The sequence below is a fragment of the Ruegeria sp. AP7 genome (genome assembly GCF_056539905.1).
On sequence record NZ_JBQFVT010000007.1, the window covers coordinates 113192 to 138190 of the forward strand.

General features: G+C 55.5%; 27 protein-coding genes, 3 tRNA genes and 2 pseudogenes. 9 read left to right on the plus strand and 23 right to left on the minus strand.

Features of this window, described 5'->3' with window-relative positions; genetic code table 11:
• Positions 1-3: 3 nt before the first annotated feature.
• The 4 genes from ACR0KN_RS14130 to ACR0KN_RS14145 are packed head-to-tail and all read right to left on the minus strand — an operon-like array spanning position 4 to position 3311.
• Positions 4-1038, minus strand: a complete 1035-nt coding sequence (locus ACR0KN_RS14130; RefSeq protein WP_480654405.1) for an LLM class flavin-dependent oxidoreductase — start codon at positions 1036-1038, stop codon at positions 4-6.
• A 3-nt stretch (positions 1039-1041) separates the two neighbouring features.
• The gene (locus tag ACR0KN_RS14135) at positions 1042-1965 is read right to left on the minus strand and encodes a flavin reductase family protein (RefSeq protein ID WP_480654407.1); all 924 of its coding nucleotides are present in this window, start codon (positions 1963-1965) and stop codon (positions 1042-1044) included.
• Positions 1952-2740, minus strand: coding sequence for an alpha/beta fold hydrolase (locus ACR0KN_RS14140; RefSeq protein WP_480654409.1), 789 nt, complete (start codon positions 2738-2740; stop codon positions 1952-1954). The genes ACR0KN_RS14135 and ACR0KN_RS14140 overlap by 14 nt, the downstream gene beginning before the upstream one ends.
• Positions 2712-3311, minus strand: a complete 600-nt coding sequence (locus ACR0KN_RS14145) for an amino acid synthesis family protein (protein WP_480654411.1) — start codon at positions 3309-3311, stop codon at positions 2712-2714. The genes ACR0KN_RS14140 and ACR0KN_RS14145 overlap by 29 nt, the downstream gene beginning before the upstream one ends.
• Before the next feature lie 106 nt (positions 3312-3417).
• Between ACR0KN_RS14145 and ACR0KN_RS14150 the strand changes: the two genes are divergently transcribed.
• Complete coding sequence (locus ACR0KN_RS14150) at positions 3418-4263, plus strand: LysR family transcriptional regulator (RefSeq protein ID WP_480654413.1); 846 nt, start codon at positions 3418-3420, stop codon at positions 4261-4263.
• Between the two features lie 203 nt (positions 4264-4466).
• Here ACR0KN_RS14150 and ACR0KN_RS14155 read toward each other — a convergent pair.
• Positions 4467-4550, minus strand: a tRNA-Tyr gene (locus tag ACR0KN_RS14155).
• 116 nt (positions 4551-4666) lie between these two features.
• Between ACR0KN_RS14155 and rlmB the strand changes: the two genes are divergently transcribed.
• From rlmB to ACR0KN_RS14175, 4 genes and pseudogenes are all read left to right on the plus strand, one after another.
• Positions 4667-5440, plus strand: a complete 774-nt coding sequence (gene rlmB, locus ACR0KN_RS14160) for a 23S rRNA (guanosine(2251)-2'-O)-methyltransferase RlmB (protein ID WP_480654415.1) — start codon at positions 4667-4669, stop codon at positions 5438-5440.
• Between the two features lie 138 nt (positions 5441-5578).
• On the plus strand, positions 5579-5725 hold the full coding sequence (locus tag ACR0KN_RS14165; protein WP_480654417.1) for a hypothetical protein: 147 nt from the start codon (positions 5579-5581) through the stop codon (positions 5723-5725).
• Between the two features lie 175 nt (positions 5726-5900).
• Positions 5901-6272 (plus strand): YHS domain-containing (seleno)protein, encoded by a 372-nt coding sequence (locus tag ACR0KN_RS14170; protein ID WP_170543575.1) that lies wholly within the window; start codon positions 5901-5903, stop codon positions 6270-6272.
• A 201-nt stretch (positions 6273-6473) separates the two neighbouring features.
• A pseudogene (locus ACR0KN_RS14175) lies at positions 6474-6943 on the plus strand (CoA-binding protein).
• Between the two features lie 114 nt (positions 6944-7057).
• On the opposite strand, the gene ACR0KN_RS14180 reads toward ACR0KN_RS14175, so the two are convergent.
• From ACR0KN_RS14180 to hisF, 4 genes are all read right to left on the minus strand, one after another.
• Positions 7058-7654 carry a LysE family translocator gene (locus tag ACR0KN_RS14180; protein ID WP_480654419.1) on the minus strand — a complete coding sequence of 199 codons (597 nt, stop codon included), beginning with the start codon at positions 7652-7654 and terminating at the stop codon, positions 7058-7060.
• A gap of 186 nt (positions 7655-7840) precedes the next feature.
• On the minus strand, positions 7841-8407 hold the full coding sequence (locus ACR0KN_RS14185) for a hypothetical protein (RefSeq protein ID WP_170543578.1): 567 nt from the start codon (positions 8405-8407) through the stop codon (positions 7841-7843).
• 69 nt (positions 8408-8476) lie between these two features.
• Positions 8477-8794: a phosphoribosyl-ATP diphosphatase gene (locus ACR0KN_RS14190; protein ID WP_170543579.1), complete on the minus strand. Its 318-nt coding sequence runs from the start codon at positions 8792-8794 to the stop codon at positions 8477-8479.
• Entirely contained in the window at positions 8791-9552 is a 762-nt protein-coding gene (gene hisF / locus ACR0KN_RS14195) for an imidazole glycerol phosphate synthase subunit HisF (RefSeq protein ID WP_480654422.1), read from the minus strand. The genes ACR0KN_RS14190 and hisF overlap by 4 nt, the downstream gene beginning before the upstream one ends.
• A 120-nt stretch (positions 9553-9672) precedes the next feature.
• Here hisF and ACR0KN_RS14200 point away from each other — a divergent pair, with 120 nt between their 5' ends.
• Positions 9673-10119, plus strand: a complete 447-nt coding sequence (locus ACR0KN_RS14200; RefSeq protein ID WP_260024968.1) for a DUF302 domain-containing protein — start codon at positions 9673-9675, stop codon at positions 10117-10119.
• A 12-nt stretch (positions 10120-10131) separates the two neighbouring features.
• Here the strand turns inward: ACR0KN_RS14200 and ACR0KN_RS14205 are convergent, their stop codons facing one another.
• A complete protein-coding gene (locus ACR0KN_RS14205) occupies positions 10132-10596 on the minus strand; it encodes a DUF2867 domain-containing protein (protein ID WP_170543583.1) in 465 nt (154 codons plus the stop codon).
• 4 nt (positions 10597-10600) lie between these two features.
• Positions 10601-11323, minus strand: coding sequence for a 1-(5-phosphoribosyl)-5-[(5-phosphoribosylamino)methylideneamino]imidazole-4-carboxamide isomerase (gene hisA, locus ACR0KN_RS14210; RefSeq protein WP_480654424.1), 723 nt, complete (start codon positions 11321-11323; stop codon positions 10601-10603).
• A 133-nt stretch (positions 11324-11456) separates the two neighbouring features.
• Here hisA and ACR0KN_RS14215 point away from each other — a divergent pair, with 133 nt between their 5' ends.
• Complete coding sequence (locus tag ACR0KN_RS14215; protein WP_480654426.1) at positions 11457-11858, plus strand: DUF2147 domain-containing protein; 402 nt, start codon at positions 11457-11459, stop codon at positions 11856-11858.
• A gap of 4 nt (positions 11859-11862) precedes the next feature.
• Here the strand turns inward: ACR0KN_RS14215 and hisH are convergent, their stop codons facing one another.
• Entirely contained in the window at positions 11863-12501 is a 639-nt protein-coding gene (gene hisH, locus ACR0KN_RS14220) for an imidazole glycerol phosphate synthase subunit HisH (protein ID WP_480654428.1), read from the minus strand.
• Entirely contained in the window at positions 12502-13089 is a 588-nt protein-coding gene (gene hisB / locus ACR0KN_RS14225; protein ID WP_170775323.1) for an imidazoleglycerol-phosphate dehydratase HisB, read from the minus strand.
• Positions 13090-13243: 154 nt separating this feature from the next.
• Between hisB and ACR0KN_RS14230 the strand changes: the two genes are divergently transcribed.
• The gene (locus ACR0KN_RS14230; protein WP_010442612.1) at positions 13244-13483 is read left to right on the plus strand and encodes an Lrp/AsnC family transcriptional regulator; all 240 of its coding nucleotides are present in this window, start codon (positions 13244-13246) and stop codon (positions 13481-13483) included.
• Here ACR0KN_RS14230 and ACR0KN_RS14235 read toward each other — a convergent pair.
• From ACR0KN_RS14235 to ACR0KN_RS14280, 10 genes and pseudogenes are all read right to left on the minus strand, one after another.
• Positions 13480-14049: pseudogene (locus ACR0KN_RS14235) on the minus strand (hypothetical protein). The gene ACR0KN_RS14230 and the pseudogene ACR0KN_RS14235 overlap by 4 nt on opposite strands.
• Before the next feature lie 3 nt (positions 14050-14052).
• The gene (locus ACR0KN_RS14240) at positions 14053-14346 is read right to left on the minus strand and encodes a GNAT family N-acetyltransferase (RefSeq protein WP_480654431.1); all 294 of its coding nucleotides are present in this window, start codon (positions 14344-14346) and stop codon (positions 14053-14055) included.
• A 155-nt stretch (positions 14347-14501) separates the two neighbouring features.
• Positions 14502-14873 carry a ribbon-helix-helix domain-containing protein gene (locus tag ACR0KN_RS14245; RefSeq protein ID WP_480654433.1) on the minus strand — a complete coding sequence of 124 codons (372 nt, stop codon included), beginning with the start codon at positions 14871-14873 and terminating at the stop codon, positions 14502-14504.
• A 21-nt stretch (positions 14874-14894) separates the two neighbouring features.
• Positions 14895-15209 carry a muconolactone Delta-isomerase gene (locus ACR0KN_RS14250; protein WP_480654435.1) on the minus strand — a complete coding sequence of 105 codons (315 nt, stop codon included), beginning with the start codon at positions 15207-15209 and terminating at the stop codon, positions 14895-14897.
• Between the two features lie 29 nt (positions 15210-15238).
• Positions 15239-15634 carry a VOC family protein gene (locus ACR0KN_RS14255; protein ID WP_480654437.1) on the minus strand — a complete coding sequence of 132 codons (396 nt, stop codon included), beginning with the start codon at positions 15632-15634 and terminating at the stop codon, positions 15239-15241.
• Between the two features lie 234 nt (positions 15635-15868).
• Positions 15869-15943: transfer RNA gene (locus tag ACR0KN_RS14260), tRNA-Gly, on the minus strand.
• A gap of 34 nt (positions 15944-15977) precedes the next feature.
• Positions 15978-16052, minus strand: a tRNA-Gly gene (locus ACR0KN_RS14265).
• Positions 16053-16368: 316 nt separating this feature from the next.
• Complete coding sequence (locus ACR0KN_RS14270) at positions 16369-16752, minus strand: MAPEG family protein (protein WP_480654439.1); 384 nt, start codon at positions 16750-16752, stop codon at positions 16369-16371.
• Positions 16753-16823: 71 nt separating this feature from the next.
• Positions 16824-20261, minus strand: a complete 3438-nt coding sequence (locus ACR0KN_RS14275; RefSeq protein ID WP_170476988.1) for a pyruvate carboxylase — start codon at positions 20259-20261, stop codon at positions 16824-16826.
• Positions 20262-20585: 324 nt separating this feature from the next.
• Positions 20586-22376, minus strand: coding sequence for a sensor domain-containing diguanylate cyclase (locus ACR0KN_RS14280; protein ID WP_480654441.1), 1791 nt, complete (start codon positions 22374-22376; stop codon positions 20586-20588).
• A 167-nt stretch (positions 22377-22543) separates the two neighbouring features.
• Between ACR0KN_RS14280 and ACR0KN_RS14285 the strand changes: the two genes are divergently transcribed.
• The gene (locus ACR0KN_RS14285) at positions 22544-24997 is read left to right on the plus strand and encodes an ATP-dependent helicase (protein ID WP_480654443.1); all 2454 of its coding nucleotides are present in this window, start codon (positions 22544-22546) and stop codon (positions 24995-24997) included.
• Positions 24998-24999 lie beyond the last annotated feature (2 nt).

Here is a 24999-nt window from a genome sequence, read left to right on the forward strand (position 1 = left end):
CCCTCACTGGAATGCTGGCATGACGTCGTCGATAAAGCGGGCAAGCGAGGCGCGCTTACGCTCAAAACTCATGCCGCTGTCGATCCAGAATGAGAACTCATCATACCCTAAATCTTCGTAGCGTTTGATCTGATCAATCACCTCAGTTGCGGTTCCGACCGTCAGATCACGACGCAGGTTTTCCGGGGCCATCAGCGTGTTGGCAGCGATTTCTTCTGTGGTCAGTTGTTGGATCAAACCTTGTTTCACCGGCCGCTTGTTCTGGAACCATGCACCAAAATAGCAATAAAATCGCGACAACTCTTGTGCAGCTAAATCTACATCGGCTGCATCTTTTCCGACATATGTGTGGTGCAAGAGCATGATTTTGGGGCGTGGCCCAGCATACCCTTCACATGCGTCATTGAAACGGCCGACCAGACTCTCAATCTCTTCCATCCCTTGCCAGAGGGGGGTGACTTGGATGTTAAATCCGTTGTGAACGCCAAATTCATGGCTATTGGGATCACGCGCGGCGATCCAGATCGGAGGCCCGTCTTTCTGAACAGGTTTCGGCGCAGAGGTCGTTGCGGGAAACTGAAAGAACTCTCCTTCATGTGCACAATCGCCAGCCCATAGTTTGGGGATCAGGGGCACCAATTCGCGCATACGTTGCCCGGCCTCCCACGCGTCCATACCCGGCATGAGACGTTCGTATTCATAAGAGTAAGCCCCGCGCGCGATGCCAAGCTCGATCCGGCCACCTGTAATCAGGTCCGCCGATGCAGCTTCGCCTGCCAGTTTTATAGGGTGCCAGAAAGGGGCGATTACTGTACCGGTCCCAAGTTTCACATGGTTGGTGTGATGGGCGAGGTTGACCAGTTCCAACAAAGGGTTAGGGGAAATGGTGAAATCCATTCCATGATGCTCACCTGTCCACACTGCGCGCATTCTGGCGTCATCGGCCATTTTGCACAGCTCGATGAAATCGCTGTGAAGATTTTCCTGGCTTTGATCAGGGGTCATGCGTTCCATGTGCGCAAAAAGCGAAAAATCCATGGATCAGTTCCTTTCAATCAAGCTATGAACATCGCCGCGATCCGCATTGCCAAGGTAAAACCCAAAGCTGTTCGTGCGGGATTCGAGCGCATACCGCTGCATCATGTCGGCAATCGCGGAGGTCGTGTATGAGAGGGCCGGCAAGGCATCGGTTGGGATGGGGTGCAACGAAGTTTGTCCGGTTTGCACGCCACTTTGGGCCAGAAAGTAAACATGGTGGGTCTGGCTTTGCGCATCGTCATAGACAGAATAAACCGGGCCGAGCTCGACGGGGCTTCCCTGCAATGCGAGGGCGTCGGTCAGATCCTGCCGCAGATTGCCAATGTCGCTTAGGCTGATCTGAGGCGGTCGGTATCCATCGTCAGTGAGTTCCAGCAAAACGCAGTCGTTTGAGTTAATAATTGCGCCACAAGTTGTTGTGCCACCATTCCGGTCCATCGCGGCGCGTTCGAGGCCAAGGCTGAAATACTGCCCACCGGTATATCCAAGCCCAAGGGCGTCGGATTCAGTGAACGCTTGCACTTCTCCGATCAGGATTTGGTGGTCCCCTGCAGGCAAGGATTGCCATGTGCTGCAAGAAAACTGAGCAATAGCCCCATCGATCAACGGAATGCCGTTCAGATCGAGCGTATGGGGGACCGCGGCGAAACGATCTCCGGTGAAACTGGCGAATGTATTGGATACTTCTTGCTGCCCCTCGGCCAGAATACTAATGGCGAAGTGACTGCAGTTCGAGAACTGGTCAAAGGTCGACAGAAACCGACCCGGACAAACCAGAAGCAGAGGCGGGTCAAGCGAGACCGACGAAAAGGAATTGGCGGTGAAACCGCAAAGCGTTCCGTCATTTGCACGGCAGGTCACCACGGTCACGCCCGTCATGAAACGGCCAAACGCGCTGCGTAGGGTGCGGGGATCAATCTCTGCCATGAGTTGACTTTCTAGCAAATTCCAGCAGCGCAGAATTGACTTCGGCTGCATGTGTCATGGGCATCATGTGCGCAGCGCCTGTGATTATTTGGGCTTTTCCTTTCGGGGTAAGCGAGGCCATGGTTTCAGACATCTCGGGTGTCGAATTGGGTTCGGCGCTCCCCGTCAGGAAAAGTGCGGGGCAGGTCAGCGCAGAGAGCGTGTCGATATCTGGGCCATTTTCATGCGCAAATATGCTGTAGGCTCTGCGGTAGGCCATCGGGTCGACGTTTGTGAGCCAATTTCTGCAAACCTCTTTCTCGATGACATCTGCATCACCGAACCAACGGGCCAGGGTAGGCGTCGGGTCAGCGCCTGTTTCCGTGTCCAAAAGAGATGCGCGCGCTTTTACGGCTTTGGCGGCTGTATCACTTCGATTGTATATGGCATTCAGTGCCGCCACACCCAGCACCTTTCCCTTATGTCGCGCAGCCAGATCCAGTGCGATCATGGCCCCCATGGAATGACCAATGACGATTGCCGGGGTATCCAGGCCGGATGCAATCGTATCTGTATAACCCCGGAGGTCTTGTGCTCCGGCTGGCAAGGCGCTCACGCCATGGCCCGGCATGTCCACTGCGGTGACACGGAACATTGACGACAAGGTGTCCAGTTGCGCGTTCCACGCTTCGGCCCGAAGCCCGACACCATGTATCAACAGAACCGCAGGACCGTCACCTTGGCTGATCGCGCGGAGGCGTCCGAAATCAGACCGCGGCCGGGTTGTCCAGATCATGGCCCAAATCCTTCAAGTCCTGATAGCGATCTCCAATCCTATGATGGGGGCGTCCACCGGTAGCTGCGCCCAGCACCACCACGATCTCGTCATCCCGAGGCGCATCAGGGATCGAGAATTGGATGGTAAGGTAGTGCGAGCGTCTGCCAGCATCGTTTTTGTCCATCAGCGGAACCATGATCGGTGCATTGGCCGTTCCGCGGGTATTGGTAAACGCCAGATAAGATTTGGCGCCGACCGCCTCACGATAAAAATTGCCGAAGCGCAGCGTATGAATTAGCCCCGAGGCATGTTCGACCTCGCCGTTCAGACCAACCACGGCGGCTTTGCCATAAGCTTCGATTGCATCTCCGTCGCCGGCCAGGGTGATCATCCGGTTGGTCATCATCTCTCCCAAAACAGGGCCATAGGCCTGTATTTCGGGTTTCAGGTCCTCAACAAACCTCCCCGCCCACGGGTTTTTGACAACAGCGGCAACAGCGAACATGCGCCAAGGTTGTTGTGTTTCTTTGAAACCTTCGATGAGAACCTCTTCATCATAGGTCACGATCTTCCGTATCTCGGGGCGCATAAATTTCTCCTGTTCGCTACCCGAGAAATTCAGAGATTACACCGATTTTGACAAACGATTGATTTAAGGGCTTATGTATTAAAAAGACTAATGGCTTATTTGACCCATGAAAAAATCGCTGCCCCCGCTGACCTGGTTTCGCGCATTCGAGGCCGCTGCGCGCCATCTGAGTTTTACCGCTGCCGGTGAAGAGATCGGCCTGACCCAATCTGCGGTCAGCCAACAGGTAAAATCCCTTGAAACACGGCTACGTGCAGCTTTGTTTACGCGCCATGCGCGTGGATTGTCGCTGACCGACGAAGGGCGCAAACTGCTGCCTCAGGTCGGGGCGGCACTGGGGGTGTTGTCTGCAGCAACAGATACATTTGATACTGGGCCGTCAGAGAACCTTTTGACCATCGCGTCGTCAGTCAGTGTTGCCCAGTGGATTATCGCGCCAAACCTTGCTGAATTTCGGAAGAGGCATCCGAATATCCGCGTTCGTCTTCTAAGTGCGGTCTGGCCGGACGAGTTCAGTTCTGCACGCGCAGATGTGGAAATCCGCTTCGGATCGGAAAAACAGGTGGGAAGAAATGCCAGATTGCTCACACCTAACCGGCTCATTGCCCTTAAATCACCGGGACTTGAAGGTGGGGTAATTGATTTGCCGTTGATCGAAGCGGTCGGCACATCCAGCGGATGGAAAGAATGGTCCGCAAAGGTTGAGCCTGTTCCGGAGCCTCAGATTTTTGCGGATTCGTACGGTGTGGCCTTACACTTTGCTGCCCACGGCAATGGAATTGCGCTTGTGAGCGAACTTCTGATCAAACACGCGATCAATTCTGGTGTGCTTGAAAGGGCGCATCCGGCAACCGTCGAAAGTAACGAAGGATATTACCTGTCGAGCAACGAAGAGAATGAATTTGCAAAGCAATTTCAGGGCTGGCTGTTGGAGCAATTACCGCAACAATAAAGAGATCAATGTCTCGAAAACACTAATCTACGAGTGGTTTGCCCTATCTGATACAAGAGACAAATTTCCAGTTAATGGATGTGGGCCATTCGCATTAGTCTAGATTCCCACTTTGCAACAAACAAACAAGCGACCGAAGCGGACGCAAAGCTTATTGGAACACCATAAATGGCATTTACCGACCCAAAGACTGAGAAGCTGAATGGTGGGCGACCCTGGAATCGAACCAGGCGTGCGTCTCCGCGAGGGAGTTACAGTCCCCTGCCACACCTTGCGGCCTGTCGCCCACTGTCAGGCGTTGCACCTGACGTGGAGGCGTGATTACTAGCGCGTCTAAAGGGCGTCAACAGGAAAATACCGCTTTGACGCAGGAAACCGAATTCCCGGCCCGGAGGCCCGTAAAATGAAGAAACCAAAGTGGGTCGTTGAGAAAGAACAGGCGCGAAAAGCTGCTGCTGCCGAAACCGTATGGCTGTTTGGATTACATGCTGTTCGTGATGCCTTGATGAACCCGAAACGGCAGAAGTTACGCTTGATCGTGACGCGAAACGCCCGCGATAAGCTGTCGGAATCCATTAATTATTCCGGGATTGAGGCCGAGGTAGTTGATCCACGGAAATTCACGGCTCCGATTGATCCGGGCTCTGTTCATCAGGGGGCTGCGCTTGAGGTCAAGCCACTGGACTGGGGTGGGCTTGCCGAGAATTGTATCGGGCAGGATATCCCGCGTGTGTTGCTTTTGGACCGGGTCACAGATCCGCATAACGTAGGTGCGATTCTCCGTTCAGCGGAAGTATTGGGCGCAAGTGCGGTAATTGGCACGCGGCACCATTCGGCCCCTGAAACGGGCGCACTGGCGAAAACTGCCAGCGGGGCGTTGGAACGGCAACCGTATCTGCGTGTCCGTAACCTGGCTGACACGATCAATGCGCTGCAGGATATGGGCTTTCTGGTTCTGGGTCTGGATGGTGAGGCAGACGAAACCATCGAAACCGTATTGGAGGGCAAACGAACGCAGCCAGTAGCATTAGTATTGGGGGCCGAGGGACCGGGCCTGCGTCAAAAGACCAAAGATACTGTGGACCAGTTGGTCAAGATTGACGCGGCGGGCGGATTTGGGTCACTCAATGTCTCAAATGCTGCCGCAATTGCACTATATGCGTCACAGCCCAGATGACAGGAGGTTCACATTTCCACGCCGCACAAAATCGCCACCTGCTGTTATTGTGGAACCCGCGCCGCGCTGGTTCTTAGGGGGAAACAGCAACATGAACTAAGTTGCTCAAGCTGTGGCGCGCCTTTGCATAACCTCAAGATGGTTCCAAAGGTCAAGCTTGTTGATCGTCCGGTACAAAAATCTAGGTCGGCCCATTACAATAAGAAAAAGGCAAAGAAGAAAAAGGGCCTGTTTTCGCGCGTATTGGACGAAGCCTGGGATGCTATTGAAGACGTTTTCGATTGAAGACCGCACGCGTGTTCACAAGGGCGTCATGGGGGTTTTCGTGACCAGATGAATTGTGCAACTTAAAGCCCTCTCAAAATCAATCGATGAATCAGTGATGCTGTCCCGACGTTCCTTATTAACCAGTCTCGCATGTCTTGCCGTAGCACCTTCAGTAAGAGCGCAGGAAAAGCCAATGTTCTATTCGGACGGCGGATTGGCTGTTTCTGGTTATGATGCGGTCTCATACTTCAGGATCGGAACGCCTGCGCTGGGGAAATCTGATTTTTCCCTGATGTGGAAGGGGGCCGTGTGGCAGTTCACATCGGAAGAAAATCGTGACAGATTCGAGCGCAACCCACGGGCTTTTGCTCCTCAGTTTGGTGGATATTGTGCGTATGCGATGGTGCAGGGGATGCTCAGCAGCACTGACCCGCAAGCATGGCAGATCGTTGACGGAAAGTTGTACTTGACCCATTCGGAAGCGATTGAGCGTATCTGGAAACAGAACGTGTCGCAGAACATTCGCGAGGCCGAGGGGCATTGGCCTCAAGTTCTGTATAACTGATCGGCAAATCTCCGCCAATTGTGACTTGTCATCACAAAAATGCGCGCGCCCTCTTTTTTTTCACAAACTTAGGCTTAAATGTCACAGTGACCGCGGAATGGAACTGCCGCGGGTCATTTCACTGTCCCTCGTTCCAACAACTGGCGCTCAGGCAAGACCTGAGCGCTTTTTTCTTTTTGGCATGGCGTCTAGGGTGCCATCATGACTGATTACTCTGACCAGTTCCTGACCACAGTGTTGAAACGTACCAAGGTTGTTGCCGTGGTTGGAGTATCTATGAATCCAGTAAGGCCCAGCTACTACGTTGCGCGTTACTTGTCGCTCAAAGGCTATACGGTGTTCCGGTGAACCCGGGGCATGCCGGTAAACCTCTCTTTGGTCAGACGGTCAGGGCGTCGTTATCCGAGATCTCTGAAGCGGTAGACATGGTTGATATTTTTCGACGCTCTGAAGCCGTTCCGCCTATCGTTGACGAGGCTTTGGCCGAGTTGCCGAATCTACGCACGATCTGGATGCAGATCGGCGTAGAACATGCCGAGGCCGCTGCCAAAGCGCAGGCCCGCGATATTGACGTGGTCATGAACCGCTGCCCCAAAATCGAATATCAGCGTTTGTTTGGTGAACTGCGGATGGGTGGGTTCGCCACCGGGGTGATTTCATCTAAGTTGTAGAGGGCAGAATACTTAGGGGCATTGCTATTAAGTGATATACACCTTGGCGTGAGGTTCTACACTTCTCGCCTGGTATGGTTCTTCACTCAGGACAGTTTCGCGTAACAAGCGAACTTACGATACTAACATCCAGATCGCCACTGCTGCTAAAACAGACCCAAAAAGTCGGTTGAGTTTTTGGGCGCTTTCTGGGCACCGGAAGAAGCTTGCGATCCAGTCTCCAACCAATGTCCACACCACGAATGATATTAGGTTGTTAAGTGTAAAGACGGTCGTGATCAGAATGACAGGGGCGAAATTGCTCGGGCTTTCTGGTCTCAGAAACTGCGTAAACATCAAAGCTATGATGACATATGCTTTTGGATTGAGCAGAAGCAGAATTGAACCGTCCATAAACGTGGCCGGCTTCGCGTCCTCTGCACCTTGAAGCGTTCCCGCTCGCAGCATTTTCCATGCAATCCAAAGAACATAGAGCGAACCCGCGATTTTCAGGATCGTAAATAGTTGAGGAAAACGCTCAATGGTCGCCAGAAATCCAAAGCCGATTGCAGCTGTCACGAACCAAGTCGCGATGTGGTATCCGGCGTTCGCGGGGACGGTAGCGCGGAACCCGAATCGCACACCATTGGCCGCAAAAAACATGTTTCCGGGCCCGGGGCTGTAAGCGAGCGGAAGCAAGAACAAGATAAGCGTTAGTGTGGTCTGATACATTCCGAAATTCCATGATGAATGGAATTTCAGGCTTAGGCGGTTTGTCCCTCTCAGAGCGACCCGTTTCATGCGTAATTTTCCAGGCCGATGCCTTAGACTTGACTTTGAGGTCGCCATCTGGGCGACCTTACCAGTTCTCGGTTGGTTTAATGGGGAATACCCCAGCCAGCAGGCATCCAGCAGGGTTTAATTCGCAGGCAATGACGTTATATGCCCCGCCTGTTCCTTACGACGCTTTTCCAGAACCACTTCGCGTGGAACCCACTCGTAACGGGTGTCCTCAACCAAGGGCGACCAGAATAACACTCCACCATAACGCCAGGGGTCCAGGACGACGCCGTCATACATGCTCTCGCCTTTGCGGCTGATGATGGCGGTGCTGTGGTCGATGCGGAACGGGTTATCCGCATTGGCGATAGCGCGGTGCAACTCGAGCGTATGGAATTGTTCCTGATCCAGACGACGCTCGATATCCTCGGCCCAATGCCAGCACAGGCCACGCGGACGCAGACCCTTATTGACCTTGGCGTTATGGATAAGTGGAGGATCGGTGATTTCGTATTCTTGCACCAGTTGCGCAGTATAGGCATAGGCGATGCGGGCGGCGCGGGTGGCCTCTTCCGGATCGATATCGGGGCCGAGGCTTTGGATTTCGGCGGCCAGCCGCTGCACCTCATCTCCAGAGGAAGGGGGAGGGGTGGCGCAGGCCGCGAGGGTGGCAAGTGCTGCTGCGAACACCAAAGCTCTGATCATCTGCGCGCCCTTTGCCTCAATGCACCCGAACCCGGAGTATAGCGGGCCGGGTTATCGCACGAAACCCGCTTAGCCTTTTGGCCGGGATGCCTTTTCAGTGATGCCACTGGTGCCCTGGCGTTGAGCCAGTTCGGCCAACACATCGTCCAGTTCTACATCGCGCGCGGCCAGCATGACTAGCAAGTGGTAAAGCACATCCGCCGCCTCAGAGGTCAGCTTTTTGTTGTCGCCCTTGGCTGCCTCAATGATCGCTTCGATAGCCTCTTCACCAAATTTCTCAGCACATTTCTCAGGGCCTTTGGACAACAGCTTGGCGGTCCAGCTGCTGTCAGGATCCGCCCCTTTGCGGGCCTCAATGGTTGCGGCCAAATCGTGTAGAATACTCATGTCAGCCTCATTGGAATGCCGGCGGCGGCCATATGTTCTTTGGCCTCTTGGATGGTGTATTCGCCGAAATGGAAGATCGAGGCCGCCAGAACGGCGCTGGCCCCGCCCTTTGTGACGCCTTCGACCAGATGGTCCAGATTGCCTACGCCACCACTTGCGATCACAGGCACATCGACGGCACCTGAAATCGCGCGGGTCAGGGGCAGGTTGAATCCGGCCTTGGTGCCATCGCGATCCATCGAGGTTAGCAGGATCTCTCCCGCGCCCTTGGCTACAACGGTCTTGGCAAACTCAACCGCGTCGATACCAGTGGGCTTGCGACCGCCATGGGTGAAAATCTCCCACTTGCCGGGGCTAACGGTTTTGGCGTCGATGGCGCAGACGATACACTGGCTGCCGAACTGGTCCGCCGCCTCAGCAATCACATCCGGGTTGGCCACAGCGGCCGAATTAAAACTGACCTTATCCGCTCCTGCCAACAGCAGGGCACGTACATCATCCTTGGTGCGAACTCCGCCACCCACGGTCAGGGGGACAAAGCATTGCTCTGCCGTGCGTTGGACGACATCAAACATGGTGCCGCGATTTTCGTGGGTTGCATGGATGTCGAGAAAGCAGATTTCGTCGGCTCCAGCGGCATCATAGGCCTTGGCTGACTCCACCGGATCACCCGCATCGCGTAGGCCCACGAAATTCACACCTTTGACCACGCGGCCATCAGCGACATCCAGACAGGGAATGATACGGGTTTTTAGCATTGGGTATCCTCTGTTGCGGGCACCTCTACCGGCAAAGCCTCGCCGATGCCAGACTTGTGATTGTGATCTGCCGAGAAGCCATGGAAATTAGAGATGAAATTCATGAAAAGGATTATCCAGATGCGACATCTTATTTTGGCTTCAATAATCACATTCGGAGGCGCCCTGTCCGCCATGGCTGACGACATCATCAAAGTACAAACCAATAAAACAGTGGCCGAGGCGCTGGACGCCCTCGAAGCTGCGGTAGGCAATGCAGGCGCGACTGTATTTGCCCGTATCGATCACGCGGCTGGTGCAGAAAAGGTCGGTACTCCGATTGCAGCCAATCAGGTGCTTATCTTCGGCAACCCAGCACTGGGCACGCCTGCGATGCTGATCGATCCGCGCGCCGGGTTATTTCTGCCTCTGAAGGTGCAGGCTTATGAGGATGCGAATGGTCAGGTATGGCTGGCTTATGAAGACCCAAAAGAGACGATGGATGAACTCGATGATGTCGAAAAGTCACCGGTTATCGAAAAGATGCGTGGTGCATTGAAAAAGCTGACCACAGCCGCAGCGGGCTAATATGGCTTCGTGTCAGGCGCTTGCGCGGCTCACCCGTGCAAGCGCGTTGCGCGCAATCAGGATGTGGAAAGGCAAAATAATCGCCAGATATAGTCGCCCACCCAGATTGTGTCGATGAACCCAGGTCGCGAGGGAAATACGACCGTCTTCGGAAAAGACAGACACGCGGAAATCGAGGTGACGGTCATCGAAGCCAGCGATCACCTCGCTCGCGTCATCGTGCTCAACCGGAAAAATACCCACTTTATCAGTTGCTTCTGGCCCTGTGTTATCAAGCCCAAACGGGGCGACCAGGATGCCGCGCAGTCGAACCAGCGCCTTGGCCCACGAAGGGAAATTGGTGATAACCTCTGCCGCCTGACGCGGCGAAAGATCAGAAACCACGCTGAAACAATCCAGAAAATCGCCATCTTCCAGTCGGCTATGCAGCAGACTCTTGGTTGGCAGTTCGGATCGCTTTACGCGTGATTTGAGCATCGGACTATTCTCTGAGTGTTGTCAGAGCCTCTTTCAGATCGATGGCGCCATCGTAAAGCGCGCGCCCTGAGATCGCACCATTCAAATCTGCGCCACAATCGCGCAGGGCAATCAAGTCGGAAATAGAAGACACACCACCCGAGGCAATGACCGGGATGTCGACAGCTTTGGCTAGGTCAGCAGTGGCTTCGATATTTGGTCCCTGCATCGCACCATCCCGGTTGATGTCGGTGTAGATGATTGCAGCGACGCCAGCATCCTCGAAACTGCGCGCCAGATCGGTGACCTGAACATTGGTCTCTTCAGCCCATCCTTTGGTGGCAACCATGCCGTTACGCGCATCGATACCGACTGCGACCTTACCCGGAAAGGCTTTGGCTGCGTCGCGCACCAGGTCGGGGTTCTCGACCGCGACAGTGCCCAGAATCACTCGCGCCAGGCCTTTCTCGATCCAGGCCTCGATTGTTGCCATGTCACGAATGCCGCCACCCAACTGAGCTGGAACATTGCACTCCCTCAGAATAGCTTCAACCGGGGCTGCGTTTACCGGCTCACCGGCAAAAGCACCGTTCAAGTCAACCAGGTGCAGCCATTCACAGCCAGCTTCTACAAAGGCGCGGGCTTGCGCGGCGGGGTCTTCATTAAAGACCGTCGCCTGGTCCATTTCACCGCGCAGCAAGCGCACAGCATTGCCGTCTTTGAGGTCGATAGCGGGGTAGAGGATCATGTCAGGCGGTCCTATATCTTTGTTACACGCGCGGGATATCGCACAGGCGGGGCAGGGGCGCAACGCGACGCAAAGTCAATCTTGCGGGGTACAGACCGGCAGGTCAGACTGTCTGCAAAACAGGGAGACAACAATGAAGACATATACTCTTGCAGCTATATTCGCTGCGATGGCCACAACCGCCTTTGCCGCCGATCCGGTGGACGGTTTGTGGAAGACTGCCCCAGGAGATACGGGCGGTTATCTGCATGTGACGATATCCGAATGCGGCAGTGCTATTTGCGGTACCATCGACAGTGCGTTTGACGCTGAAGGCAATCAGCAACTGGAGTACGAGAACCTTGGGAAGCAGATCATCTGGGACATGGTGCCAGATGGTGCCGGTACCTATAGCGGCGGCAAAATCTGGGCACCGGATCGCGATAAGACCTACAACTCAAAAATGTCGCTGAACGGGCAGAACAAACTGACGGTGAAAGGCTGTGTCGCGGGTGGTTTGATCTGCCGTGGACAGGATTGGACCCGAGTTCAATAACCGATCACGGAGTCCAGGTCAGGAAATTCCCGATCATGCGCAGGCCTACGTCCTGGCTTTTCTCAGGGTGAAACTGCATCCCGACCATGGTGTCGCGGCCAATCACGGCCGTGACCTCTTGCCCATAATCCACATATGCCAATCGTTGGACCGGATTGGTCACCCGAAAGTGGTAGGAGTGGACAAAATAGGTGTGATCACCTGATTTCACCCCGTCAAAAACCGGGTGGTCGCTTTCCAAAACCAGATCGTTCCAGCCCATATGCGGAACCTTCAGGGTACTGTCCGAGGGTTCGATCTTCACGACATCACCAGCAACCCAACCCAGACCGTCGGTCTCGGAGTATTCGTGCCCCTGGGTCGCCATCAATTGCATACCAACGCAGATGCCCAGAAACGGGCGGCCCTTCTGTTCCACCGCATCGACCATCGCGTCATAGATGCCCTTGTGGCCGCGCAACTCGGTGGCGCAAGCCGGAAAGGCTCCGTCTCCCGGTAGGACCAATCGATCCGCCCGCGCAACAACGTCAGCGTCCGAGGTCACGACGACTTCGCCAGCATCCAGCTCGCGAGCCATGCGTTGAAACGCCTTCTCTGCCGAGTGCAGATTACCGCTCTCGTAGTCGATGATGGCTGTCAGCATCTACAATGCGCCCTTGGTCGAGGGAATCGCATCCGCCTTGCGCGGATCGGTCTCGACCGCCAAACGCAGAGCGCGGGCGACTGCCTTGAAGGCGGCCTCGGCAATGTGGTGGCTGTTAAAGCCGTGTAATTGGTCGACATGCAGGGTTATGCCGCCATGGGTACTGAGCGCTTGAAAGAACTCGCGCACCAACTCTGTATCGAACGTACCGATTTTGGATGTCGGCAGGTCCACATTCCAGATCAGGAAAGGGCGGGCGGACAGGTCCAGCGCACAACGCACCTGTGCATCATCCATGGGCAGGTGACATTCGCCATAGCGGCGAATACCCTTCTTGTCCCCTAATGCCTGCGTCAGCGCCTGACCCAGAGCAATCCCGGTATCCTCCACTGTGTGGTGGTCGTCGATGTGGTAGTCACCCTTGGCGCGGATCGTCATGTCGATCAGCGAATGCCGCGCCAGTTGGTCCAGCATGTGGTCAAAGAACCCAACACCAGTCTGGTTGTCATACTGGCCGGTGCCGTCCAGATTGACCTCGACCGAGATCTCGGTTTCAGCGGTCTGACGGCTGATCTTAGCGCTGCGCATGGGCGAATTCCTTTTGCTTCTGGGGCGCTTATAGACCCGGAAGAGCAGCCTATCCAGACCGCTTTGAGCCTTCGGTGCAAACTGTTGCAGGGGATTGCACCCGAGCGCGGCCCATGCCAGCCTGCGGTCAACACGAACCAACAAGGCCCGGCCCATGTCCACCTGCGTTTTCATCCAGATCCGCTGTAAACCCGGCACCACCTACAAGGTAGCCGAAGAGATTGCCCTCCGCGAAATCCACTCGGAACTGTATTCCACCAGCGGCGAATATGACCTGCTGCTGAAACTCTACATCCCCGAAACCGATGATGTGGGCCATTACATCAACGAAAACCTGCTGGTGATTCCCAATATCGAACGCTCGCTGACCACGATGACGTTCAAGGCTTTCTAGCCCAGTTCAAACGTCGTCACGCCGAAGATTCGGTTCAGGTCAATCTCGGGTTCGTGGTCGGAATACATCCGCGCGGTCTCAAAGACCTTCTCCAGCCCAAGCTCTTCGGCCAACGCGAACGCCGATACCTTTGGCTGTGGCATATCGATGAACACTTCGTGTGCGTTATGAACCTCGGGAATCGACGGGAGAACAGCGGCCAGCAACGCCCTCGCGATTTCTGCAGTGTCCGCAAATAGGGGACCGATCTAATAACCCGTTAGACAAGGGCGCAGTGTTGCATAGTCCCTGGTCCTGCCGTTCTCGGTGTAAAGCTTTGAAACGTGGCTGAAAGCACCAAGCCAGCTTTCCAGAAACAGATCGCGTGGTGCGGGGAACAGAGCGCGATCATATACCTTCAATTGATCAGACGCTTGTTTCAGATCCGATATATGGCTGTTCGGCTCAGCCTCTAGCTTTGCCAGAATCTGGTGTTTTGTCCCTGCGAAACGATAGTTGTTATAAGCAAAGGAAAAGCCAGACTTAAAATAGTTATCCTGCTGTTTGACCACGCCAACCAGGCCCATGTTTCAGCCCGTACAATGGCTCAGCGCATGCTGTGCGATTTCAAGCCCGTGACCGTGATGCCGGAATTCGGGTTTGACGATGTAAAAGCCCAAAAATGCGAAACTGTCATCATAGTTCACGGCCGAGACCGAGGCGATCATTTCGCCATCTAGGAAGCCGCCCAGAAAGCCATCGGGGTCGGTGTCGCGGAAACAAGTGGCGTCGTGAACCCCAGGGTTCCAACCCTCTCGACCCGCCCAATCGACGGCGTGCTGTACCTCTTCGGCAGTCAGGGGGCAGATGATATAGTCCGGCATGGTTGCGGTTCCGTTCTGAATGAATTCAAATTCAGAATGGCCCAACCCAGGCGCAAGTGCCAGTCAGTTTGAAAAGACCGCGCCGGACGTGCTGGGTGTCACTAGGCGGGGCCTGTGCCCTACATTGATGGCGTGCCTTCCTTGGAGCCCTGCGTCTATGTTAGTCTCGGGTTGGCTTTCGACCGTTCAATTGTTTCAAGTGAAAGGATGTCGCTGGCAGGAAGCTGAGACAGTTTTACATGCGATTCTGCCGGGATCAGACCGCGCAATTGGAGATCTAGAAATCTCAGGCAACAGACACGTAAGAAGGACGTGAAATTGCCGACATCGTGGCCTGCATCCAAGCTTTCATTGTAAAGCCTGTGCAGTAATTGCGGAACTGTCAGATCGTCCCGATGGCCGATTGTTTCGAGAGTACGCCAGAACATCTCTTCCAACCGAACGCTTGTGACCATCCCGTCCATCCGGAATGATCGTGTATGAGACGTCCAGAGTGCCGGGTCGGCCTCGATGAAAAGTTGACACATGTGGACGTCTCCTTTGTTTGTTCAGCGGCCTAACCGCTCTTTCACATCGTCGGCGAAATCTTCGTAACGACGCAGGGATTTTACATCCACCTGAACCAGATGTCCCATTTTTTGCATAATTGGCAAATCGAACAAAATGCGGTCCAGATCATCCGGGGTCTCTACATCGGCAATCACCAGCACTTTGCGTTCGCCGACGACTTTCCAAAGATCGACGACCACACCCGCTGATTTCGCACCCAAGGCCGCATTTGCCTCTTCGGCCCAGATGCCCAGCAAACCCTGCTGCGCCATGGTTTCGTCGTACTCAACAGTGAAATCGAGTTTGTATAGCATAGTTCCTCCCTAGTGCTTGGATCAGTTGGTCAGGCAAAGCGCCCGCCTTTTTCGATGACTTCGATTTGATATCCGTCGGGGTCCTTGATGAAAAAGAACCTCGCGACGCGCTCTCCACCGGGGCGGAAATCCACAATGTCACCCGGGTTTGCGCAGGCTTTGGCTGCTGTGCCATGCGCAGCTTCGAGGTCATCCACGACAACCGCCAGATGACCATACCCATCCCCCAGTTCGTAGGGCGTGTCTCGGCTTTTGTTCACCGTAAGCTCAAGTTCGAACGCCGACCCAGGAACGGCCATATAAATCAGGGTGAAACTTTCAAAATCCAGACGATCAACAATCTCCAATCCAAAAACTTCGCGATAGAAGGGCACTGAAACCGATTCATTCAGAACCCTGATCATGCTGTGTGCAAGTTTGGTCATGGTGTCTCCTTTTCCTGACGCATAGCAGCGATCAGGGGCGGAGTGGTATTATGCCGCTACTACATCCGTTTTTCGGTTTGATTTGACGTTTTCGTTGCTCGGCCTGCGCGGAAAGCGGGTCCGACAGTGGCCGCCCAAAAGCTATGTTGCGCGTGATGCTTTTGACCATTGCGTTGCTATGGCTGCATTGCTGGCAAAGCTTTGGCAAACTCTGGTGCTTGAAATCTGTGTATCTGGAGCGGGCGAGGCGATTCGAACGCCCGACCCTAACCTTGGCAAGGTTATGCTCTACCCCTGAGCTACGCCCGCATCAGATACTTATGTCGGTCCGAAGACCTCTCAATGGAGCGGGCGAGGCGATTCGAACGCCCGACCCTAACCTTGGCAAGGTTATGCTCTACCCCTGAGCTACGCCCGCGCCGTTGAGTGAGGAGGGATGTATTAATTCCCACACGTGGCTGCAAGAGGAAAATGGGGCCGTTCGAAAATTATTTCGACGGAATGCCTGCCCCTCACGCGTTCAAGAGCAAATGGAAAGCAAAACAAGCTGTGCGGGAAGGTGACACAATGATCGATGTCTCAGATTTCAAGGCCATAGTATTGGGGGCTATGATCATTCTGGTGATTATGGTTTCGAAAATTGATGGTGACCGGATGGAATCTGAGGTTTCGCACCGATTCAGCGAGACCCAATCCATTTGGCATGACCCAGCCGGAATGTGGTTTCAGCTACCTCAAAGCGCCTGAACCAGACCCGCAACAGCGGCGACTAGAATCGCCAAGAATGTCAGTAACATTCCGATCTGTCGCAAGATGATTGTTTGTGGCGTCTTTCCGAAACCGTAGGCGTGCGACAGCCGTCCGGCCAACAACATCAGACCCAGCAGATTAACAAGCCAAGCTTCAGCGCCCTGCAACTCAACCATGGCGATCAGCAGCAATGCGAAAGGAGCATATTCGGCACAGTTGGCCTGCGTCCGCATGGCTTTGATCATGGCCTTGTCGCCGTGGTCTCCGACCGAGATTTTACCTTTGCGACGCTGCAGGATGACGTTCACGCTGAGCGCAATGAACAGAAATGCAATCAGTGCAGCGTAGATCGGGGTGATGGACAGCATGACAGCTCCTGATATTGAAAAGGCCGCGCAGAGAACTGCGCGGCCCTGTATGCCCCAATGTGATAACTGGCTTATTCCAGTTCAACCAGCAGGTCCTTGGCGTCAATCTGGCCGCCAGGTTGGACGTGGACGGCCTTGACCGTTGCGTCTCGCTCGGCGTGGATGCCGGTTTCCATCTTCATCGCTTCGATGGTCAGCAGCAGATCGCCTTCGTGTACTTCTTGACCTGCCGAGACGGCAACGGTGGCCACAACGCCCGGCATCGGCGCGCCAATATGGTCGGGATTCCCAAATTCGGCTTTGGGCCGCTGCGCGGTAGTGGCTTTGACCATCCGGTTCGGCACGCGGATCACACGTGGCTGGCCATTGAGTTCAAAAAACACGCGTACTTCGCCGTTTTCGTCAGTCTCGCCGATGGCCTGACAGCGAATTTCAAGCGTTTTGCCGGGGTCAATCTCGGCAGTAATTTCTTCGCCGGGTTCCATGCCGTAGAAGAAGGTGCGCGTGGGCAGGGTACGGACCGGGCCATAGGTCCGGTGGCGGCCCATGTAATCCAGGAACACCTTGGGATACATCAGATAGCCGTTCAGGTCCTCGTCATCGACCTCTTTGCCCTCAAGCTGTTTGGACAGATCGGCGCGGGTGGCTTCCAGATCGACGGCCTCGACATTTTTGCCGGGGCGTTCCGTATTCGGTGCTTCGTCTTTTAGTACCTTGGTGATGATCGTGTTAGGGAACCCGCCCGGAGGTTGACCCAGATTGCCGCGCATCATGTCCACGACCGAGTCGGGGAAGGCGACGTCGGTGTCAGGGTCTTCGACTTGTTCGCGTGTCATGTTCTGACTTACCATCATCAGTGCCATGTCACCGACCACTTTGGACGACGGTGTCACCTTGACGATATCACCGAACATCTGGTTCACATCGGCGTACATCTGGGCGACCTCGTGCCAACGCTCCTCTAGACCCAGCGAACGCGCCTGTGCCTTTAGGTTGGTAAACTGACCGCCGGGCATCTCGTGCAGATAGACCTCGGAGGCCGGGGCTTGCAGGCTGGATTCGAAGGCCGCGTATTGGCCCCGAACGGCCTCGAAATAGTCGCTGATCTCGCGGATGGCTTTGATGTCCAGCCCGGTGTCACGCTCGGTATGGCGCAGCGCTTCGACCACGGTGCCCAACGTTGCTTGGCTGGTGTTGCCGGAGAAGCTGTCCATCGCGCAATCCACCGCGTCCACGCCCGCCTCAGAGGCTGCAAGAATGGTGGCGCTGGCGATACCGGCAGTGTCGTGGGTGTGGAAGTGGATCGGCAGGCCGACCTCTTCCTTAAGCGCGCGGATCAGAATGCGTGCCGAGGCTGGTTTCAACAAGCCCGCCATGTCTTTCAGGCCAAGAACATGTGCGCCTGCATCGCGCAGCTCTTTTGCCATACCGACATAATATTTCAGGTCATACTTGGCGCGATCCGGGTCGAGGATATCTCCGGTATAACAGACTGTACCTTCACAGATCTTACCGTTCTCGATCACTGCATCCATGGCGACGCGCATGTTCTCGACCCAGTTCAGCGAGTCGAAAACGCGGAACACATCGATATTCTGCGAGGCTTGCCGCACGAACTCCTGCACCACATTGTCGGGGTAGTTTGTATAGCCAACCCCGTTTGCACCACGCAGCAACATCTGGGTCATCAGGTTCGGCATTGCCTCGCGCAGGTCGCGCAGACGCTGCCACGGGCATTCCTGTAGGAAGCGATAGGCCACATCAAACGTCGCGCCCCCCCAACATTCAACGCTGAACAACTGGGGGAGATTCGCCGCATAACTTGGCGCCACCTTGATCATGTCGATCGAGCGCATCCGGGTGGCCAGCAGGGACTGGTGCCCGTCACGCATGGTGGTGTCAGTGATCAGCAGTTGCCGCTGCGCCTTCATCCAGTCGGCAACCGCCTGCGGGCCTTTTTGCTCCAGCAGGTTGCGTGTGCCCATTTGGGGCTCGGCCTTGGGCGCGGGGGGCTTGGCCTCTTTCAGGTCGGCGCGTGGTTCGGGGCGATCCTTGGTTTCGGGATGCCCGTTCACGGTGATGTCCGCGATATAGTTCAGAACCTTGGTGCCGCGGTCGCGACGCTTCTTGAACTGAAACAGATCCGGTGTCTCATCGATGAACTTGGTCGTGTATTCATTCGACAGGAAGGTCGGGTGCTTCAGCAGGTTCTCGACAAAAGCGATGTTGGTGGATACGCCACGCACCCGGAATTCGCGCAGGGCGCGGTCCATCCGGGCGATCGCTTTCTCGGGGGTAGGCGCCCAGGCGGTGACCTTGGTCAGCAATGAATCGTAAAACCGCGTGATCACCCCGCCCGCATAAGCGGTGCCGCCGTCCAGACGGATGCCCATGCCGGTAGCCGAGCGATAGGCGGTGATGCGGCCATAGTCGGGGATGAAGTTGTTCAGCGGGTCTTCGGTGGTCACACGGGTTTGCAGGGCGTGACCGTTCAGGCGGATCTCGTCCTGGCTGGTTTTGCCGGTAGCCTCAGCCAGCGTCTTGCCCTCGGCAATCAGGATTTGCGCCTGCACGATGTCGATGCCCGTTACCTCTTCGGTGACAGTGTGCTCGACTTGCACGCGCGGATTGACCTCGATGAAGTAGAACTTACCGGTGTTCATATCCATCAGGAATTCAACCGTGCCCGCGCATTCATAGTTCACATGGGCGCAGATGCGGCGGCCCAGCTCGCATATTTCGGCGCGCTGTTCGTCGGTCAGATAAGGGGCAGGGGCGCGTTCAACGACTTTCTGGTTGCGTCGTTGGACCGAGCAGTCACGTTCATAGAGGTGATAGATCTCACCATGCTTGTCGCCGAGAATCTGAACCTCGACATGGCGGGCGCGGGTGATCATCTTCTCCAGATAACCCTCGCCATTGCCAAACGCCGCTTCGGCCTCGCGACGACCTTCCAGAACCTTCTCTTCCAGCTCATCTTCGGACAGGATCGGACGCATTCCGCGCCCGCCGCCGCCCCAGCTGGCTTTCAGCATCAATGGGTACCCAATCTCGGCCGCTTCAGTTTTGATGGCGGCCATGTCGTCGCCCAATACTTCAGTTGCCGGGATAACTGGAACGTCAGCTGCGATCGCCACTTTCCGGGCGCTGGCCTTATCGCCCAATGCGCGCATGGTTTCGGCCTTGGGACCAATAAAGGTAATGCCATTCTGAACACAGGCATCTACGAAATCCGGGTTCTCGGACAGCAAGCCGTAACCGGGATGGATTGCATCCGCGCCACATTCCTTGGCAACTCGGATAATCTCGTCGATCGACAGATAGGCCGCGACCGGTCCCAGATCCGCACCAATACGATATGCCTCATCCGCCTTGAAACGATGCAGCCCCAACTTGTCTTCCTCGGCAAAAACCGCGACGGTCCGTTTGCCCATCTCGTTGGCAGCGCGCATCACGCGAATGGCAATCTCGCCGCGGTTGGCGATCAGGATTTTCTTGAAGTCTGTCATTGCAGGTCCCGGTCTTTACTAGGTGTGGCCTTGTGAATAGGCGGACAATACAGCCACGTACATATGTAGTTCTGGGTAGAACCGGCATGTTAACGCTCGCAATCGCCGCCTATTACCGCTTTTCTTTACACGCGCTGCGCCGCAGCATCAAATACTGTATCTATGATGTCAGATTTTCTGTACCCTAAGTGCTTAGGGCTGTGGATTTCACTTCTGAAATCCGTCTCAATCCGAGTGATTCGGAAGCGCACAGGGCCAAGATTTCCAGATCAGCGCAGTCCTAGACGCCATGCCGGTTGCAAGCAGGCAACGACTGGCATGTGCTCAAGGCTTAGCAAGAGAGGTCGAGGAACCTGAAGCCACCGGCCTTTTTCGGTCGGCAATGTCCGTGACGGTCTGATTGGATTTTCCAACCTGCACCTGATTGCGACCTTTGTTCTTTGCCGCATACAGCGCATCATCAGCAACACGCATCAGATCCTGCGGCATCACACCGTGGGTCGGATAATGTGCAACCCCAACTGAGATGGTGATGCGCGGCAGTGATTTCTCGCCATACCGAACCGTGATCGCTTCGACCGCCTGCCGGATCTGTTCCGCACGGGTCATCGCATCATCCGGCGTATTGTCCGGTAGGATCAGCATGAATTCCTCGCCGCCGATCCGGCAGGCCACTTCATCCCGATCACACCCAGTTTCAAGGGCCGATCCAACCGCGCGCAGCACCATGTCACCTGCGTCATGTCCATGCGTATCGTTAAACTCTTTAAAATGATCCACGTCCACCGCGATCAGGCTCAGCGGAGAGCGGGTTTGCTGACTGCGGCTGATGGCTTTTCGCAATGTCTCAGTCATGTGGCGGCGATTGAACAATCCGGTCAGAGGATCGCGGACGGACTGGTCATGCAACTGATCCCGCATTCTGACATTCGCGATGGCCATGCTGATTTGCTCTGCACACAGTTGTGCCAGTTTCTTACTGTCATGGAACGCCTCTCCGCTGCCTTCATGAGCGCGCAGATGCAGCAAACCCACTGTCTCGCCATGGGCAAGAATGGGAAAGCAGAAATAGGGCCGTCCGTCATGAGGTTCAGCGTGTTCGCAGACAAAATCGACCTCGGAGGCACCGAATTCATAAGTCCGTCCACGTCGCAGACCCCAGCACCCCTCGGGATGAATGTGCGCTTTATGCGAGCCACCATTCCAGCTGGCACAGCCATCCAGCACATCGCGCGAGTTTGAGTAGACATACACGCTGCCCTCTGCCTCAGGCAGAATATGGGTCATGAAACGCGATACCATCTCGAAAAGCTCATCCAATGACCGGCTGGATTGCAGCCATTCATTCAGCTCACCCAGCAGACGCACCTCACGCGCGAGGCGCAGTTGATCATCCATGAGCTCGCGTTCCTTGTCTGACCTGGTCTTAAGCGACTGGAGCTGATACCGGTTGGTGCGATAGGTCACCAGACTCACCGCACTCAACGCAAACAGGGCAATCCCGCTTAGAATCGCCAGAGAAACCCGTAACCGGTAAATGAATGTACTGCGCAGGTCGGTGAAATCCGTAAAGAACTCGATCGCGCCTATTAAGCGGCCGTTCTTGGTGACCGGCATGAACACCTCAGCCACGTGATGCTGGGTGGTTTTGCTGGTGTTTTCCGTGTGCAGATCAAGCCCGTCAATTTCGGACAAAGGAACAGTTTCCTGAATGTAGTGGGTCATGCCCCGCGCCTCGTCACTGCGAAAGAAGTTTCGCGGTTCCGAGGTGCCGATTTCCTCGGGACGGGTCGACCAGACCACCCGTCCGGACGTGTCGAACAGTTTGAAGCGATAAACATCCGAAGCATCGGGCATTGTAGAAAGAAACTCGGCATCATGATGATCGATTTGCCCTGTGCGCAGGGCGGTTTCTGGATCCTCCAGATGCAGCACGACCCGGCGCTTCCAAAGCTCGGCCTGTTTAAGAATATCGGTTCTGAGCATACGGTCTACGACCGGAGCGGGCAGCGCATAAATGCTCCATCCCGCGGTCGCAGCCAGCGCTATAAGCAGAATGGTGATTCCCGCCCATTTCAGGCGATGGCCAAGCGGTCGCCGATCGTTCAATTTCATATTCCGCACTCCCACTGCATTGAACCAAGCATCATTGCCTAGGTTTGACAGGGGGTTAACGACGGTGGGTGATTGTTTAGAATTTAGTGGATGTGGCTGCAAAATCCTTGTGAACAAGGCGTGAACAAACCCTTTCCCTTGGCGCGCATCCAGCGTAGTTTGAATCCATGAGCAGTTTTGACGAAATGGACGCCTTCGAGGGCGCCTCGCTATCGGCGCGGGCTATGCCTGCGGCGTCTGCCGAGTATCTGAACGACCTCAACCCGGCGCAGCGCGAAGCGGTCGAGCGGTTGGATGGCCCGGTGCTGATGCTGGCCGGGGCAGGGACCGGAAAGACCAAGGCGCTGACCGCGCGGATCACCCATTTGCTCAGAACCCACCGCGTGCGCGAGAACGAGATTCTCGCGGTGACCTTCACCAACAAGGCCGCGCGCGAGATGAAACAGCGCGTGGGTCGTATGTTGGGCCGACCCGCCGAGGGTATGCCGTGGCTGGGCACGTTCCACGCGATCTGCGTAAAGCTGTTGCGCCGACATGCGGAGCTGGTCGATCTAAAATCGAACTTTACGATTATTGATACGGATGATCAAAAACGGCTTATTAAACAATTGGCTTCATCAGTTGATGTTGAAGTGCGTACTTCAACTGCCCGTTGGCTCGCTTCGATAATCGATACTTACAAGAACAACTCGTGGTTACCTGACCAAGTACCCGCCAGCAAAGAACTATGGATCGACCTTGAAACGGGTGCAGAGTTCGAGGAACTCGACACTCCTAAAAAGCGCAAAGGCGTGATGTCTAGCATCGACTTTTATAAGTTGTACCAGGCCCGCCTGCGCGTGCTGAACGCAGTGGATTTCGGTGATCTTCTGCTGCACATGGTCACGATTTTTCAGACCCATCCGGACGTGCTGGAGCAATACCAACGCTGGTTCCGCTACATTCTGGTGGACGAGTATCAAGATACCAACGTCGCCCAATATCTCTGGCTTCGTTTACTGGCCGGTGGCCACAAAAATATCTGCTGCGTCGGCGACGACGATCAGTCGATCTATGGCTGGCGCGGGGCAGAGGTGGGAAACATTCTGAGGTTTGAGAAGGATTTCCCCGGTGCCTTCGTTGTGCGGCTGGAGCAGAACTACCGCTCAACCCCGCATATTCTGGCTGCCGCGTCCAACGTCATTCGCGGCAATGAAAGCCGCTTGGGCAAAGAGCTTTGGACCGACCGCGAAGAGGGCGAAAAGGTCCGTTTGATAGGCCATTGGGATGGCGAGGAAGAAGCGCGATGGGTCGGTGAGGAAATCGATGCGATGCAGGGCGGCACGCGCGGTGTGCGGCCGATGAACCTCGACGAGATCGCGATTCTCGTGCGCGCCTCGCACCAGATGCGGGCGTTTGAAGATCGATTCCTGACGATTGGTTTGCCCTACAAAGTGATCGGCGGCCCTCGGTTTTATGAGCGGATGGAGATTCGCGATGCCATGGCCTATTTCCGGCTGGTGGTCAGCCCCGAGGATGATCTGGCCTTCGAGCGGATCGTGAACACGCCCAAACGCGGCCTCGGCGACAAGGCGCAGCAGACGATTCAGGTAGTGGCGCGTGAGAACGGAGTGTCTCTGGTCGAAGGCGCGCGGATCGCGGCCGATAACGGCCTGATCAAGGGCAAGGGCGGCAAGGCGCTGCGTGAATTGATCGACGGTCTGGCGCGATGGAACGCCATGACACGCGGGCCCCGGATCGAGATGGACGATGACTCGGTGATCGATGACGGTGTGTCGCCGATCCGTTATGGTGAACCTGAGCATACACATATCGAACTGGCTCAAATCGTCTTGGACGAATCCGGCTATACCGCCCATTGGCAGAATGAAAAGACGCCTGAGGCGCCGGGGCGGTTGGAAAACCTTAAAGAACTGGTCAATCAGTTGGACAATTTCGAGAACCTGCAAGGGTTTCTGGAGCATGTCAGTTTGGTGATGGACAACGAACAGGACAGCGATGGGGCCAAGGTCTCTATCATGACCCTGCACGCGGCCAAGGGGCTGGAGTTTCCTGCCGTGTTCCTGCCGGGGTGGGAGGACGGTTTGTTTCCCTCGCAGCGGTCAATGGATGAAACCGGGCTCAAGGGTCTCGAAGAGGAACGGCGGCTGGCTTACGTCGGCATCACCCGGGCAGAAGAGGTCTGTACGATTTCCTTTGCAGCCAACCGACGGGTGTTCGGACAATGGCAGAACTCGATGCCGTCCCGGTTCATTGATGAGTTACCCGAAGATCATGTGGAAGTGCTGACGCCGCCAGGTCTGTATGGTGGTGGTCAGACCACTACCGGGATCGAAACCCGCGCGGCCGAGGCGAATGTCTATAACTCGCCGGGATGGAAACGGATGCAGGCGCGGCAGGGACAGTATGGAATGTCTCAACCGAAAGAAAGCCGGAACACGGTGATCGACGCCACAGCGGTCGCCAGCTTTACTCTGGGTGAGCGGGTGTTTCACCAGAAGTTCGGTTATGGGGCAGTAATCGGCATCGAGGGCGACAAGGTTGAGGTCGATTTTGACAAGGCCGGAACGAAAAAGGTCGTCTCGCGCTTTCTGACCGCGAAGGATGACGTGCCGTTCTGACG